Source organism: Pseudoclavibacter sp. RFBB5, from assembly GCF_002931555.1.
Taxonomy (GTDB): domain Bacteria; phylum Actinomycetota; class Actinomycetes; order Actinomycetales; family Microbacteriaceae; genus Pseudoclavibacter.
Genome location: NZ_PSTZ01000010.1, coordinates 1 through 14,263, shown reverse-complemented (window position 1 = coordinate 14,263; position 14,263 = coordinate 1). Strand labels below are relative to the sequence as shown.

Sequence of the window (14,263 nt, the reverse complement as noted above, 5' to 3'; positions counted from 1 at the left end):
GGTCCGCTGGAAGCCTGGGCCGCGCGACGGCCGGCGCCGCTCACACGAACGCCGCGTGGCCCGTGATCGACCTGCCGACGATGAGGGTGTTCATCTCCCTGGTTCCCTCGTACGAGTAGATGGCCTCCGCATCCGCGAAGAACCGGCCGACACCGTAGTCGGCGACGATGCCGTTGCCTCCGCACACCTCCCGCGCGAGGGCGACGACCTGTCGCATGTTTCCCGTGGCCACGGCCTTCGCGAGCGCCGAGTGCTCGTCGCGCTGGGCGTCGTCATCGTCGAGCTGCGACACCCGAACGCACAGCGTGATGCTCGCGGTGATGAGTCCGAGCGCGTCGACGAGGCGCTCCTGGATGAGCTGTCGTGCCGCGATGGGGGCGCCGAACTGGAGCCGGTCCTTCGCGTAGGCGAGCGCGGTCTCGTAGGCGCCGACGGCGATGCCCGTCGCGAGCCATGCGACCTCGGCCCTGGTCTTGCGCAGCACACGGGCCGTGTCCTTGAACGAGTTGGCATGCTCGAGCTTCGCGTCGGCGGGCACGCGCACGCCGTCGAGGGTGATGTCGGCGTTCTGCACGATGCGGAGCGACACCTTCCGCTCGATCTTCGTCGCGGTGAAGCCGGGAAGGGAGGTGTCGACCACGAAGCCCTTCACCTGCCCGTCCGCCACATCCTTGGCCCAGATCACGACGATGTCCGCGAAGGTCGCGTTCCCGATCCAGCGCTTCGCGCCGTTGAGCACCCACTCGTCGCCGACGAGCTCGGCGGTCGTCGTGAGCCCCCTGGCGGAGTCGCTGCCGGAACCGGGCTCGGTGAGTCCGAAGGCGCCGACGATCTCCCCGGACGCCAGCGCGGGGAGCCAGCGTTCACGCTGGGCGACGGAACCGCAGAGGCCGATGGCGCCAAGGGCCAGGCCGTTCTGCACGCCGACGTAGGTCGCGACGCTCGCATCGACGCGAGCGAGCTCGAGGGCAGTCCACCCGCGGAAGACCGCAGAGTTCTCGAATCGTCTGGTCTCCTCGAAGGCGAGGCCGACGACGCCGGCCGCGGCGAGGCCCTGGACGATCTCGCGCGGGAAGGTCGCGGCCTCCCAGTGCGCGTCGATCACGGGGCGCACGTCGCGCTCGAGGTAGTCGCGGAGGTTCGAGATCAGGCCCTTCTCCTCTGGAGAGAGCTCGGCTTCGAGCCCGGTGAAGTCGCCTGGCAGCAGCTGAAACTCGTTGTCGTCCATGACCGTCCTGTTCCTGGTCGAGCGGGGTGGGGCGCTGCGAGGCCGTGGCGGCGTTGCCTCCGGCGACGAATCGAGCGCTCCGCGAGCTTACGAAGAGGTGAGCCGGGTGCGCCACCGGGTTGGTGGAAACCATGAAGTCGAACGCGAGCTGGGTGCGCACCCTTGTATCTGCCATGCAGTTCGTCGCACCTCTCCCACAGGCGGACAGAGATTCGGTAGCCTTCGCGTGATGTTTCTGCCACTGAAGAATGCGCCCCGCGACTACGCCTGGGGTGCCCCGGGATCGATCTCGCAGCTCCTCGGCACGACCGGTGCCTGCACCCTCGACGACGCGGACTGGGACGGGGTGCCGCAAGCCGAGCTCTGGCTCGGTGCGCATCCTGGGGCGCCGAGTCGAATCGTCGACCCCGAACTGGCGGGTGGGGCGACGACGCTCGACGCCTGGATCGCGCAGGAGCCGGTGGCCACGCTCGGGCGGTACGCCATGGGCCTGCGGGAGGGCGATGGGCCGGGGCTCCCGTACCTACTGAAGGTCCTCTCGGCGGCGGCACCGTTGTCGCTGCAGGTGCACCCGACGCTGGCGGATGCCCGTCGCGGGTTCGATCGAGAGAACTCGTCCGGCATCCCCCTCAGCGCGCCGGAGCGCAACTACAAGGACCCGCTCCACAAACCCGAGATGCTCCTCGCGCTGAGCGAGACGATGGATGCCCTCGCCGGCTTCCGCGATTTCGGTGAGGTCGCCGCCGTGGTCGGCGACTTCGCCCAGCGGGCGGATGCAGATCAAGAGCAGCCGGGAGCTGGGCGCGCGGCGCTTGCAGACTTCAGCGCTCGGGTCCGCTCGCTCGCCACCGGCGAGGATCTCCGGGAACTCGTCACCTGGCTCCTCGAGGGTGGCGAGGCGGTTGATGAACTCGTCGCCGCCGTGTCCCGGGTCGCGCTCGCGGGCGACGAGGCCGGTGACCAGGCCGAGCGCTTCGCTCGTGAGCGCGGCATCATCGCGACGCTCGCGCGCATGTACGCGGGTGACCCCGGGATCGCGCTCGCGCTCCTGCTCAACCACATCACCATCCGTCGTGGTGAGGCTATCTTCCTGCCGGCCGGGAACATGCACGCCTACGTCCGCGGGCTCGGCATCGAGATCATGGCGGCGTCCGACAACGTGCTGCGTGGCGGGCTCACGCCCAAGCACATCGATATTCCCGAGCTGCTCGCACGGCTGGACTTCGCGCCGGTGCCCCCGCCGTACATCGCGGCGACGCGCATCCAGGACGGTGTCGAGGAGTATCGGCCCGAGATCCCCGACTTCCGCCTCGTGCGGGTTGTTCCGAGTCCTGTCGACACGGTCAAGACCATCCACCTCGATGGGCCCACGATGCTGCTCTGCCTCGAGGGGGAGGCCCGTCTCGAGGGAGCCAAGACGACTGCCTCCATCTCGGCGGGCGAGTCTGTCTTCGTGACCCCGGACGAGCTGCCGGTGCGAGTGATCGGCTCGGTCGACCTCTTCGCGGCGGGTCCGGGGCTCGACAGGCGCGACACGGTGCCGATGCGACACGCCGACTAGCTGGGAATTTCCGGCGCGGGCATTCCGACGCGCCGTTTCCTGGTCCCTCAGGGGATCCTCGGCGACACGCCGTCGCGAATCCCGCGCGGCTTCTCCGAAAAGTCTCAAGACCGGGCTTAGTGTTGAGGGCTTCCGACTTGACGCGGGGTGAATTACAACGATGTAATGATTCCGACGCGCGGGCAGGTGCCCGCAAGCAACGTGGGGAGAACGTGATATGGCAATTCCAGGGAGGAACCCCTCGGTTCCCGAAGACTGGTATGTCGACCCGGTCGTCCTCGGCGTCCCAGGAGTCCGCAGGAATGTCGGAGACGACAACCCGCTCGCCTGGCAGGCAGACGCGCTGTGCGCGCAGGTCGACCCCGAAGCCTTCTTCCCGGAGAAGGGCGGCTCGACGCGCGACGCGAAGCGCATCTGCGATTCCTGCGAGGTCCGGAGCGACTGCCTCGAGTACGCGCTCTCCAACGATGAGCGCTTCGGCATCTGGGGTGGGCTGAGCGAACGGGAGCGGCGCAAGCTCCGCAAGCAAGCCTGAGCGGCGCGGGCCACGGGCGTCAGGCCCGGGCCGCATCGTCTTGGCCAGTCAGTCTCGGGTGAGAGCGCGCGAGCAGGCGGGGCCCCGTCTCGACTCCGGTCGGGCGGGGCCCTTCGTGCATCCATGAGCGGGGGAGCCGGATGCATGAGCGGGAGACGAGCCAGTGCGCCGTCGACGCGTGTCGCGGCTTGCCGCCCCCAATGCGAGATCGGCCGGGGGACCCGAATACCATTCGTTCAATGCGTCCCGGAGTCACCGCAATCCTTGTCGCGCGAGATGCGTCGCGCGCGCTCGAGCGCACCATCGCCGCGCTCGAGGGCTCCTCGCGCCTCCCCGAACGCGTCGTGATGGTGAATCTGGCCTCGACGGATTCGACACTGGACATCATGCGGGCGTCCGAGCCGGACATCCTGCTGACGTTGGAGACCGATACGACCTTCGGCGGTGCCGTCGCCGAAGCCGTTGCCGTGCTCGAGGAGCAGGGCCTCCACTCGGAGGGGGATTGGCTCTGGCTGCTCGCGGCCGACAACGCCCCGGAGCACGATGCGCTCGAGCAGCTCCTCGCGACGGCTGAGCGGAATCCGTCGCTCGAGGTGACCGGCCCGAAGCTGGTGCGCAGCGACGACGCCGCGACGCTCGTGGAGTTCGGCCAGTCCATGCTGCAGAACGGTGAGAGCCTGCGCCTTCGCGAGGACGAGCTCGATCAGGGCCAGTTCGATCAGGATTCCGACGTGCTCGGTGTCGCGGCCGGTGGGATGCTGGTGCGCCGTGAACCGTGGTTGGCTCTCGACGGTTTCGACCCCGGTCTCCCGGCAGTGGACGATGCGCTCGACTTCTGCACGCGCGTGTGGCTCGCCGGCGGACGTGTGCTCCTGACCCCGTCTGCTCGAGTCGCCTGCGACCCGGAGGCTCCGGGCACGGCCGCGATGAACCCCTCGATGAGCGCCTCTGCCGTCGCGGCGGCGCGCGATACCGCGAGGGTCCACCGCAGTCTCACGAAGACCCCGCCGCCCGCGTTCGCCGTGCTCCGGCTCCTGCTCATACCGATCGCCATCCTCAAGGGCGTCTGGCACCTCGTTCGGAAGCGTCCGCGGCGTATCCTCGCAGAGCTCAGGTCCGCCGCTCGCGTGACGTTCGGCAAGACGGGCGCGGCCCGCTCGAGGGCGCAGTTCGCGAAGACCCGCACCGAGTCGTGGACGGTCATCGAGCCGTTGCTCGTGAGCGCCGAGGAGAACCAGAAGACGCTGGGCCTGCAACGCGAGGAGCTGCGTGCGCTCACGCACGAGGAGCGCGAGCGGTACTCGCTGGTCGGCTCCGGCGGCCTCTGGGTGCTGCTCGTGTCCACGCTGCTCGGCCTCGGGCTGGCGCTGCCGCTCATCGGTCAGACGACGCTGTCCGGTGGCGGACTCCTTCCCCTCGCCGACTCGATCGGCGCGCTGTGGGGGAGGACGGGGTACGGCGTCCGCGACGTGGGTGACGGGGCCTTCGGTGTGGCAGACCCCTTCACCTATGTGCTCGCGGTGCTCGGCACCCTCACCTTCTGGTACCCGAGTCTCAGCATCGTGCTGCTCTGGCTCTTCGCCCTCCCGCTGGCCGCGATGGGCGCCTGGCTTCTTGTGGCGCGACTCACCAAGCGGGCCGGCCTCCGCGCCTTCGGTGCGTTCGCCTGGATGCTCGCGCCCCCGCTGCTGGTGGCGCTGGCCGAGGGGCGCATCGCGGCGGTCATCGCGCACCTCGTCCTCCCATGGCTGATCTTCTCCGCCCTGAGCGCTTCGCGGAACTGGTCGCGCGCGGCGGCCACCGGCCTGCTCGCCGCAGTCGCGATCGCATCCGCTCCGCTCCTCGCGGTCCCGCTTGCCGTCGTCTGGCTCGTCTGGCTGGTGATCGGCGGTCGTGGGTTCCTGCAGCGACTGCTGACGGCCGCTCCGACCCTGGTCCTCTTCGCTCCGCTCGCGGTCGCGCAATGGAACCGAGGGCGGCCGCTGGCCCTGTTCGCCGACCCGGGCGTCCCGCTCGCGAGCACGGCGCCGGATGCGTGGCAGCTGCTCCTCGGCTTCCCCACCTCGCTCGTCGCCGATCCCAGCTGGGCTGGTGGACAGCTCGAGGCGTATCCCTTCGCCCCGATCATCGCCGCCGTCCTGGTGGCGCCCCTGTTCCTTCTCGCGGTCCTCGCCCCAGGTGGCCGCAACTGGCGCGCGGCGCTCTTCGGTCTCCAGCTCCTCCTCCTCGGCTTCGTGACCAGCGCGGCGGCAACCCGTCTCGGGTTCGCGCACGTCGGCGTCGAGAGCATCTCGCTGTGGCCGGGCAGTGCGCAGTCGCTCATGTGGCTCGGCGCTGTGGTGGCGGCCGCGGCGACGCTCGGGGCGATCCGAGCGCGCGCCTCGCACGTCCTCGCCGGCGTCACGATCGCGGGCATGGTGCTCCTGGCTGCACTGCCGGCAACTGCGGTGGCGCGCGGCGACGCACTGGTCGGCGCAGGCGACGGCCGGTCCCTTCCAGCGATCGTCGACGCCCAGGGGCGAGCTTCTGACGAGGTGGGAACCCTCGTCATCGTTCCGCTTCCGAGTGGCGCGGTCGAGGTGCGGCTCGAACGGGGAACGGGTGACGGCCTCGACTCGCAATCGACGCTGCGCACGACAAGCGTCGGTTTCTCCTCCGGTGACCAGCGCCTGGCTGAACTGGCCGTGAACTTCGCCTCGGATTCCCTCTTCCGCCCGACAGAGGAGCTGCACGCGCTCGGCATCTCGTACCTGCTCGTGCCGGAGGGCTCAAGCGACGCGGCGACTATGGAGGGCCGACTCGTGTCCTCGCTCGACGCGAACCCGGGCCTGCGTCCGGCGGGCGCAACGGAGTTCGGCGCGCTCTGGCAGGTGGTCGGACCCACGCTCGAACCCACCGACCCGAGCGTCGCCGGCCCCCTCGACACTGCGAACACCGGGACGACGCTCGGGCGGTGGATGCTCATCGTGCAAGGCGTCCTGCTCGCGCTGACCCTCCTCACTGCCCTCCCGACCGGGGGCCTCACGGCGCGTGCCGCCGATATGCGCCGCCGCGAGAAGACCACCGGTCGCCCCTGGTACGACCTGGACGGCGACGGTTTCGACGATGGCGAGCGGATGCTGCGTCGCGACGTCACATCGCTCACCGTCGATGACTTCGAGGACGACGATGACGACGTGCTCGGCACGGGAGCACGGGGAGGCGACCATGACGCCCGATGAATCGACCGTGATCGCCGAGGCGCGTGCCGCGGACGACGCCGCCCGCGAGGCTTCCAGACCGGCCGCGAGCGGCCGGCGTCCCATCTGGCGGGTCCTGAGCGTCGGCGCCGCGCTCGTGACCGTGGGAGGCGTGGTCGCGGCGGTGCAGCTCGCACCGGAGGCCGTGCTCTCCACTCCCGCCAATGCTGTCCTCGTCAGCCCGGTCGCGAGCGCGCAGGAGCGCGTGTGCCCAGGCCCCCTCACGTTGCTCGGCTTGGCGACGGATGACCCGACGCTGCCAGCGACCCTGGGGACGACGAGCATCCGTCTCGCCGGAGACCTCGACGAGCTCGACATCGAGCCGATCGTGCAGTCGACCCCAGCCGCCGACGAGCAGCAGGCGCTCGCGCCGGTCCGCTTCACGGTTCCGGGGATGACCGAGGACGGCGCCCCGACCGAGTTCGGAGCGGCACAGACACTGGAGCTCGCTCAGCCCTCGGCCGCGGGCTTCGCCGCGACATCCTGCCGCATGCCGTCCGCCGAGCAGTGGCTCGTCGGGGGGAGCACCGCGGAGGGCAGCAGCACGCAGCTGGTCCTCGTGAACCCCGCCGACCGAGCCGCCGAGGTCCGCGTGACGGTGACGACGGCGGATGGCACGGTGCAGGCCCCGACGATCCGCGAGATCGCGGTGCCCGCCAGCAGCCGTGAGGTGGTGAGCCTCGAGGGCGTGGCGCCCGACCGGGGCGACCTCGTCGTGCAGGTCGAAGCCGTCTCCGGCAGCGTGACCTCCACACTGCACCAGACGCGCACCTCGGGGGCGACGCCGAGCGGCATCGAGATCATCGGAGCGCAGGACGCGCCGAGCACCTCCCTCTCGATCGTGGGCGTGCCCTCGACGAGCACGGCGTCCGAGGCGGAGGGCACCCTGGTGCTCGAGCGCGGCGCCACGCTTCGCGTCCTCGCGCCCGGCGACGAGGAGACCGAGCTCTCGGTGGCCGTTCGCGATGCAGCAGGCACGTCGCTCGAGCCGATCTCGCTGACGATCCAGGGAGGCCGAACCACCGAGATCCCGCTCACCGGATACCCGATCGGCCAGTACACCCTCGAGATCGAGGCAAGCCACCCCGTCGTCGCCTCGGTGCAGACGACGGCCACGGCGACCTCCTCGGACCTGGCCTGGTACCAGCCGGTTCCCGCGCTGAGCGGCGGCCAGGTCGTGGCCGTGCCGAACGGCCCGTCACCGAAGCTGCAGCTCGCCGACGCCGACGGGGTCGAGAAGACCGCGACGCTCATCGCAGACGACGGCACTGAGACTGCGATCTCCATCCCGGCGCACGGCACCACGTCCGTCGACGTCGAGGCAGGCCGCGAGTACCGGCTCGAGGGACTCGACCGGGTCTCCGTCCAGCTCGCCTACGCGGGCGACGGCCAGCTCGCTGCCATCCCCATCTCGGCGAGCAACCCGCTCGCCGAGGTCATCACCGTCTACCGCTGAGCGCCGGGCCCGCGGCCGGCGAGGTCACTCGTCGCCGAAGCGCTCCGGCGCGATGTCCCACGGGTCCGAGCCGAGCAGCTCGGCGACCGCCTGCAGCACGCACCGTTCCACGAGCATTCGGTAGTGCACCGGGTCCTCGCAGTGCAGCCGCGCGAGCCGATCGATCGCGACTCGGTAGAGGATGATCCGATTCGGAGCCTCGACATGCCAGCGGTCCATGCCATCGGAGTGCTGCAGCGTCTTGGGCACGTTGGCGATGTCGACCTGCACGTTCGCGAGCCGTTCGGGATTCGCCGCGCGCAGGTAGTTCATCGCATCCGCGACATGGTTCTCGAACCTGACCACGCGTCCGGTGAGCATCGGAAGGTAGGGGCCCGCGACGCTCGAGCGGATGCCCCTGCCGTGCCTTCCGCGGGCGAGGCCGCGCTCAGGGCGCGCCTGCCTCCTGGCGTTCTCGGATTTCTTCTCCCGGCGGCGACGTGGCATGACTGCGAGTTTACGCCCGGCGTACACTTGCCCCGATGCCCAATCGACCATGCTCACGAGTCGCGTGCTCCCGCAAAGCGGAGTACACGCTGACGTTCGACTACGAGGACAAGCTCGCCGTCATCGGCCCGCTTGCGCTCGCGGCGGAACCGCACAGCTACGACCTGTGCGCACGCCACGCAGAACGCTCGACGCCACCGCAGGGGTGGAGCATGATGCGTCCGGTAGTTTTGGGTTCATGACTTCTGTGGCTATCGCACCCGCGTCGACTGACGAGCGGGGTTCTCTCTCTGGTGTCGTGAAGAGCTATGACGTTCGGGGGCTCGTGGGCAGCGAGCTCACGGAGACGCTCGTGACGGCGCTGGGCGCCGGGTTCGTCGACGAATTCGCTCTCGCCGGGCAGACGGTCGTCGTCGGCCACGACATGCGCGACTCCTCGCCTGGCTTCGCCGCCGCCTTCGCCCGCGGTGCCATCGCGCGAGGTGCGAACGTCACGCACATCGGCCTCTGCTCGACTGACGAGGACTACTTCGCGTCCGGCCGCTACGACGCGGCCGCCGCCATGTTCACGGCAAGCCACAACCCCGCCGCCTACAACGGCATCAAGCTCTCGCTCGCGGGCGCCAAGGCGCTCAGCTTCGACACCGGTCTCTCCGCGATCCGCGACAGGGCAGCCGCGTTCCTCGACGACGGTATCCCCGCGGTCGATCGGCCGGGCTCGGAGCAGCGCATCGACGTGCTCGCCGACTACGCGGCGTACCTGCGCGAGCTGGTCGACCTCTCGGGCATCCGCCCGCTCAAGGTCGTCGTCGACGCCGGCAATGGGATGGGCGGGCTCACCGTGCCCGCCGTGCTCGGCGACGCGGCCGGTCTCGGGGCGCTGCCGCTCGAGATCATCCCCATGTACTTCGAGCTCGACGGCACCTTCCCCAATCACGAGGCGAACCCGCTCGACCCCAAGAACCTCGTCGACCTGCAGGCGGCCGTCGTCGAGCACGGCGCGGATCTCGGTCTCGCCTTCGACGGCGACGCCGACCGCTGCTTCCTGATCGACGAGCTCGGCGAGCCCGTCTCGCCGAGCGCCGTCACGGCGATCGTCGCGCGACGCGAGATCGCACGCGTGCGCGCAGCCGGCGAGAACGAGCCCACGATCCTCCACAACCTGATCGTCTCCCGTCACGTGCCGGAGGCCATCGAGCAGGAGGGCGCGAAGGCGGTCCAGACGAAGGTCGGCCACTCGCTCATCAAGGCGCAGATGGCGGCCACCGACGCGGTCTTCGGCGGCGAGCACTCGGCGCACTACTACTTCCGCGACTTCTGGAGCGCCGACAACGGGATGCTTGCCGCCATGCACGTGCTCGCAGCGGTCGGCGGATCCGACAAGCAGCTCTCCGAGATCGGCGGGCTCGAGAACCCGTACTTCGCGTCCGGGGAGATCAACTCGACCGTCGCGGATGTGCCCGCCGCCCTGGCGCGGATCGTCGACGCCTTCGCCAGCATCGCCGAGTTCGAGGAATTCGACGGGCTCACGGTCCGCGGTGCGGACGAGACCGGCTTCTGGTGGTTCAACGTGCGCGCCTCCAACACGGAGCCGCTCCTCCGTCTGAACGCCGAAGCCAAGGACGAGGCACGCCTGCAGTCGCTTCGCGACCAGGTGCTGTCCCTCATCCGAGCGCAGTAGCAACGGGCCTCCGCGCCCCTCTCGGGGCCGGGGCCGGCAGCATCCACCACCACCCCCGGAGCAAGGAAGCAGCACTCATGGCACCAACGTCGGGTATCGAGCTCTCCACCGAACGTCCGTTCGTCGTCGCGGACCTGGCACTGGCAGCCGCGGGTCGCCACCAGATCCGTCTCGCCGAGATCGAGATGCCCGGGCTCATGGCGCTCCGGGCGCAGTACGCCGGGCAGAAGCCGCTGGCCGGGGCGCGCATCGCGGGATCGCTGCACATGACCGTCCAGACGGCGGTGCTCATCGAGACGCTCACCGACCTGGGGGCCGAGGTCCGCTGGGCGAGCTGCAACATCTTCTCCACGCAGGACGAGGCGGCCGCGGCCGTCGCCGTCGGGCCGGAGGGCACGGTCGAGGCCCCGACCGGAGTGCCGGTCTTCGCGTGGAAGGGCGAGACGCTCGAGGAGTACTGGTGGTGCACCTCGCGCATCTTCGACTGGAGCGCAGAGGGAGCAGTCGGCCCCAACCTCATCCTCGACGACGGCGGCGACGCGACCATGCTCGTGCACCTCGGCCGCGAGGCCGAGCTCGCCGGGTCCGTCCGGGAGGCGAGCGATGAGGACAGCACCGAGATGCGCGTTGTCCTTGACACCATTCGCGAGTCGCTCGCGCACGACGCCGGGCACTTCACGCGCATCGCCGAGGAGGTGCGCGGCGTGACGGAGGAGACGACCACCGGTGTGCACCGACTCTACGAGCTCGCCGAGCGCGGGGAGCTGCAGTTCACGGCGATCAACGTGAACGACTCGGTGACGAAGTCGAAGTTCGACAACACGTACGGCATCCGCCACTCGCTGCCGGATGGCTTGAACCGTGCGACGGATGTGCTCATCGGCGGCAAGACGGCGTTTGTCGTCGGGTACGGCGACGTCGGCAAGGGGGCAGCGGAGGCCCTTCGCGGGCAGGGCGCCCGCGTGATCGTGAGCGAGATCGATCCGATCTGCGCGTGGCAGGCCGCGATGGACGGCTTCCAGGTCGCGAAGGTCGAGGACGTGCTCGACCAGGTCGACATCTGGATCACGTGCACCGGCAACAAGAGCGTGCTGACGCTCGAGCACATGCTCGGCATGAAGCACATGGCCATCGTCGGCAACGTCGGCCACTTCGACAACGAGATCGACATGGCCGGCCTCGAGCGGCTTGAAGGAGCGACGCGCGTCGAGATCAAGCCGCAGGTGCACGAGTGGCGCCTTCCGAACTCGCGTTCGGTGCTTGTCCTCTCGGAGGGGCGCCTGCTCAACCTCGGCAACGCGACGGGTCATCCGTCGTTCGTCATGAGCAGCTCCTTCACGAACCAGGTCCTGGCGCAGCTTGAGCTCTGGCAGCGACTCGACGCCTACCCGATCGGCGTCCATGTGCTGCCGAAGCACCTCGACGAGCAGGTCGCGCGCCTTCACCTCGATGCCCTGGGCGTGCAGCTCACCGAGCTGACGCCGGAGCAGGCCGACTACATCGGCGTCGAGGTCGGCGGGCCCTACAAGGTCAGCCACTACCGATACTGATCCGTTCGGCCACTTCCGATCGCCGAGACGACGAAGCCCGCCAGCTGTTCTGGCGGGCTTCGTCGTCGTCGCTCGGTGACCGAGCCGTTCAGCCTCGGTCGGGGAAGGAGTGGGGCATGCCGTTGAGGGTGGGCGCGAGTGCGTCCTCTCGCCGGGCGATCGCGGCAAGGGCCGCGAGCTCGCGGTCTCGGCGCAGGACAGCCAGGCCCCGCAGATAGGTGTCAGCGTCGACATCCGGGATCGGATGCACGTGGGGGAGCGTCTCGCGGGCGATCTCGCCTGCCGCCCGGTACCGGTGTGCCGGAGTGAGCTGCGCGGACTGGTCCAGGTAGTCGAGGATGCGACGCGAGGTGCGGTCGGGGAGCCTGCCTGCGTCCGCGATCGTCGCCCACCCGACGAGCTGCGGGGGCATCGGCCCGAGGTGGCGGCGGAGCTTCGGGGCCCGTTCGCGCTGGCAGGTCGTGCCGGCGAGGACGTCGCCGAGCCGTTTTGCCCGGGAGTTGACGAGACCCGTGATGATGGCGATGCCGCCTGCCGACCCGTAGAGCTCGATGAATCCGAGGAGGGCGCGGATGAATGCCTGACGGAACCCGGACGCGCCACCGTCGTCGCGGACGATCCGCAGGCCGGTCGCGAACTTGCCGACCGATCGCCCGCGCGTGAGCGTCTCGACGACACAGGGGGCGACGACGAGGCAGGCGACGAGCAGGGCGATGGCGATGGCGCTGAGCAGCGCTTCGTCGATGGCAACGGGAAAGTCGTCGCTCGACAGGATGGTCATCGTCAGGATGAGGAGCCCGATGTAGCCGGCCATGTAGACCAGCGCGTCGAGGGCGGAGGAGGCGGCCCGGAGCGCAAAGCCCGCGGGTCTCACGTCCAGGTGGACTCCTTCGCCGACGACAAGCTGCTCGTCGGTGACGCTCAGGCGTTCCCTGGGTCGCGTCTGAGTGGCCATGGCAGTATTGAAACAGATGGATCTTGAAGCTCTCACAACCGCCCGTTCGGCGGATTGGCAGCGCCTGGGGGCGCTCGCTCGGCGCCGCAATCTGACCGGCGCCGAGATCGACGAGCTCATCACCCGCTACCAGGATTCGTCGACGGAGCTGTCGGCGCTGCGCACGAGCTACGGGGAGACTCGGGAGGGGGAGTTCCTCTCCGTGCAGCTGTCGCGTGCGCGGGGGAGGTTCACCGGAGCCGGGCGAAACATCCTGGTGCTCCTCGGGGCGTTCTTCACGATGGCGCTGCCTGCTGCGCTCTACCGCGTGAGGTGGTGGACGCTTGGCGCGGCCCTCTTCACGATCGCGGTCGCCGCGCTCAGCTACTGGTGGATCGTGGCGAACCCGGAGATCCTCGGCTTCCTCGGTTCCGAGGCCGCCCTGGAGCAGTACGCCGAGGAGGACTTCGTCGGCTACTACTCCGAGTTCTCGGAATCCAGCTTCGCTGCGCGCGTCTTCACGAACAACGCGTGGATCGCGGCGCAGTGCATCGCGTTCGGCATCACAGGACTGTGGGTGCCGGTGGTGCTCGTGCAGAACGCGCTTGGACTGGGCCAGAGCGCAGCTGTCCTCGGTGCTCACGGGCACCTCGACGTCTTCTTCCTCTGGATCGCGCCCCACGGCCTGCTCGAGCTCACGATGGTCTTCGTCGCTGCTGGGGCAGGTCTTCGCATCTTCTGGGCATGGGTGGCACCGGGGGCGAAGACGCGGATGCAGTCGCTCGCTGACGACGGCCGCGCGCTCATCGTCGTGGCAATCGGCACGACGATCTTCCTGTTCATCTCCGGACTCGTCGAGGGGTTCGTGACTCGTCAGGACTGGCCGTGGCCGATCAAGATCGGCATCGGCGCCGCGGCGCTCGGTCTCTACCTGGTCTACGCGCTCTGGCTCGGCGGCCGCGCAGTTCGGGCGGGGGAGACCGGGGCCCTCGAGAAGTTCGATGGTGGAGCTCAGCGCGTCTACGCCGGCTGACTGCGTTGACGCGGGCTGACCTACCGGTGGCCCGGAGCGCGGGTGGAGCAGGGGATGCGGGCGACACGCCCGGGATCGCCCCGAGTTGTGCGTCGCTAGGTCTCTGCGTAATGTAATCACTCGTCAGGCCGACGGAGCGAAACGCGAGAGCGGGTCGCACGGGCCGGACAGTTCTGAAAGAAAGATCAGCATCTGCCACTTGTTCTTGCAAGTTGGAGCAACATGATCTACACTCGGAACTCCTGCCTCACCGGGTAGCGAGATCAACGGCCTCTGGTTCTTCCAGGTGGTTGTGCGGAGGATGAGCTTCATGCTCACGGTCCGTGGTTCTTGTCCGGGGTTTGCAGTGCAAGCGATTGCTCCTTAGAGAAGGCCGTGAGGTCTGAAGAGGGAAGCGCTCGATTCTTGAGAACTCAACAGCGTGCACTATGTCAAATGCCAATTTGATCCCGTGCCTCTTCTTTTTGGAGGGGTAAGGATTCCTTTTGGAAACATATTTGGACAATACAAGTCAGTACTGAGCCTTCGGGTTTGGTGTTGTTTTGTTTTTTGTCAGTTTC

Annotated in this window: 11 protein-coding genes; 8 read left to right on the top strand and 3 right to left on the bottom strand. The window is 69.0% G+C overall.

From position 1 onward, the window contains the following. Nucleotides 1-40: 40 nt before the first annotated feature. A complete protein-coding gene (locus C5B97_RS14825; RefSeq protein ID WP_104312793.1) occupies nucleotides 41-1,228 on the bottom strand; it encodes an acyl-CoA dehydrogenase family protein in 1,188 nt (395 codons plus the stop codon). Nucleotides 1,229-1,457: 229 nt separating this feature from the next. On the opposite strand from C5B97_RS14825, the gene manA reads away from it, so the two are divergent. The 4 genes from manA (at nucleotide 1,458) to C5B97_RS14805 (ending at nucleotide 8,019) form a co-directional block, all read left to right on the top strand. Further along, nucleotides 1,458-2,789 carry a mannose-6-phosphate isomerase, class I gene (manA, locus tag C5B97_RS14820; RefSeq protein ID WP_181027034.1) on the top strand — a complete coding sequence of 444 codons (1,332 nt, stop codon included), beginning with the start codon at nucleotides 1,458-1,460 and terminating at the stop codon, nucleotides 2,787-2,789. Between the two features lie 217 nt (nucleotides 2,790-3,006). Then, a complete protein-coding gene (locus C5B97_RS14815) occupies nucleotides 3,007-3,324 on the top strand; it encodes a WhiB family transcriptional regulator (RefSeq protein ID WP_104252260.1) in 318 nt (105 codons plus the stop codon). Between the two features lie 239 nt (nucleotides 3,325-3,563). Continuing rightward, nucleotides 3,564-6,545, top strand: a complete 2,982-nt coding sequence (locus C5B97_RS14810; RefSeq protein WP_181027033.1) for a glycosyltransferase — start codon at nucleotides 3,564-3,566, stop codon at nucleotides 6,543-6,545. Continuing rightward, a complete protein-coding gene (locus C5B97_RS14805; protein ID WP_146080832.1) occupies nucleotides 6,532-8,019 on the top strand; it encodes a DUF5719 family protein in 1,488 nt (495 codons plus the stop codon). Before C5B97_RS14810 ends, C5B97_RS14805 begins: the two co-directional genes overlap by 14 nt. Nucleotides 8,020-8,043: 24 nt before the next feature. On the opposite strand, the gene C5B97_RS14800 is transcribed toward C5B97_RS14805, so the two are convergent. After that, entirely contained in the window at nucleotides 8,044-8,505 is a 462-nt protein-coding gene (locus C5B97_RS14800) for a hypothetical protein (protein ID WP_179557960.1), read from the bottom strand. 35 nt (nucleotides 8,506-8,540) lie between these two features. On the opposite strand from C5B97_RS14800, the gene C5B97_RS14795 reads away from it, so the two are divergent. From C5B97_RS14795 to ahcY, 3 genes are all read left to right on the top strand, one after another. Further along, the gene (locus C5B97_RS14795; RefSeq protein WP_104252264.1) at nucleotides 8,541-8,747 is read left to right on the top strand and encodes a DUF3499 family protein; all 207 of its coding nucleotides are present in this window, start codon (nucleotides 8,541-8,543) and stop codon (nucleotides 8,745-8,747) included. Further along, nucleotides 8,744-10,186 carry a phosphomannomutase/phosphoglucomutase gene (locus C5B97_RS14790; protein WP_104312789.1) on the top strand — a complete coding sequence of 481 codons (1,443 nt, stop codon included), beginning with the start codon at nucleotides 8,744-8,746 and terminating at the stop codon, nucleotides 10,184-10,186. The genes C5B97_RS14795 and C5B97_RS14790 overlap by 4 nt, the downstream gene beginning before the upstream one ends. A gap of 77 nt (nucleotides 10,187-10,263) precedes the next feature. Beyond that, complete coding sequence (gene ahcY / locus C5B97_RS14785) at nucleotides 10,264-11,736, top strand: adenosylhomocysteinase (RefSeq protein WP_104312788.1); 1,473 nt, start codon at nucleotides 10,264-10,266, stop codon at nucleotides 11,734-11,736. Between the two features lie 88 nt (nucleotides 11,737-11,824). On the opposite strand, the gene C5B97_RS14780 is transcribed toward ahcY, so the two are convergent. Further along, nucleotides 11,825-12,691 carry an RDD family protein gene (locus C5B97_RS14780; RefSeq protein WP_104312787.1) on the bottom strand — a complete coding sequence of 289 codons (867 nt, stop codon included), beginning with the start codon at nucleotides 12,689-12,691 and terminating at the stop codon, nucleotides 11,825-11,827. Between the two features lie 16 nt (nucleotides 12,692-12,707). On the opposite strand from C5B97_RS14780, the gene C5B97_RS14775 reads away from it, so the two are divergent. After that, nucleotides 12,708-13,703 (top strand): stage II sporulation protein M, encoded by a 996-nt coding sequence (locus C5B97_RS14775; protein WP_104312786.1) that lies wholly within the window; start codon nucleotides 12,708-12,710, stop codon nucleotides 13,701-13,703. Nucleotides 13,704-14,263 lie beyond the last annotated feature (560 nt).

Coding starts and splice junctions, on each gene's coding strand:
- C5B97_RS14825 (WP_104312793.1), bottom strand. CDS start 1,228: ATGGACGACAACGAGTTTCAGCTGCTGCCAGGCGACTTCACCGGGCTC.
- manA (WP_181027034.1), top strand. CDS start 1,458: ATGTTTCTGCCACTGAAGAATGCGCCCCGCGACTACGCCTGGGGTGCC.
- C5B97_RS14815 (WP_104252260.1), top strand. CDS start 3,007: ATGGCAATTCCAGGGAGGAACCCCTCGGTTCCCGAAGACTGGTATGTC.
- C5B97_RS14810 (WP_181027033.1), top strand. CDS start 3,564: ATGCGTCCCGGAGTCACCGCAATCCTTGTCGCGCGAGATGCGTCGCGC.
- C5B97_RS14805 (WP_146080832.1), top strand. CDS start 6,532: ATGACGCCCGATGAATCGACCGTGATCGCCGAGGCGCGTGCCGCGGAC.
- C5B97_RS14800 (WP_179557960.1), bottom strand. CDS start 8,505: ATGCCACGTCGCCGCCGGGAGAAGAAATCCGAGAACGCCAGGAGGCAG.
- C5B97_RS14795 (WP_104252264.1), top strand. CDS start 8,541: ATGCCCAATCGACCATGCTCACGAGTCGCGTGCTCCCGCAAAGCGGAG.
- C5B97_RS14790 (WP_104312789.1), top strand. CDS start 8,744: ATGACTTCTGTGGCTATCGCACCCGCGTCGACTGACGAGCGGGGTTCT.
- ahcY (WP_104312788.1), top strand. CDS start 10,264: ATGGCACCAACGTCGGGTATCGAGCTCTCCACCGAACGTCCGTTCGTC.
- C5B97_RS14780 (WP_104312787.1), bottom strand. CDS start 12,691: ATGGCCACTCAGACGCGACCCAGGGAACGCCTGAGCGTCACCGACGAG.
- C5B97_RS14775 (WP_104312786.1), top strand. CDS start 12,708: ATGGATCTTGAAGCTCTCACAACCGCCCGTTCGGCGGATTGGCAGCGC.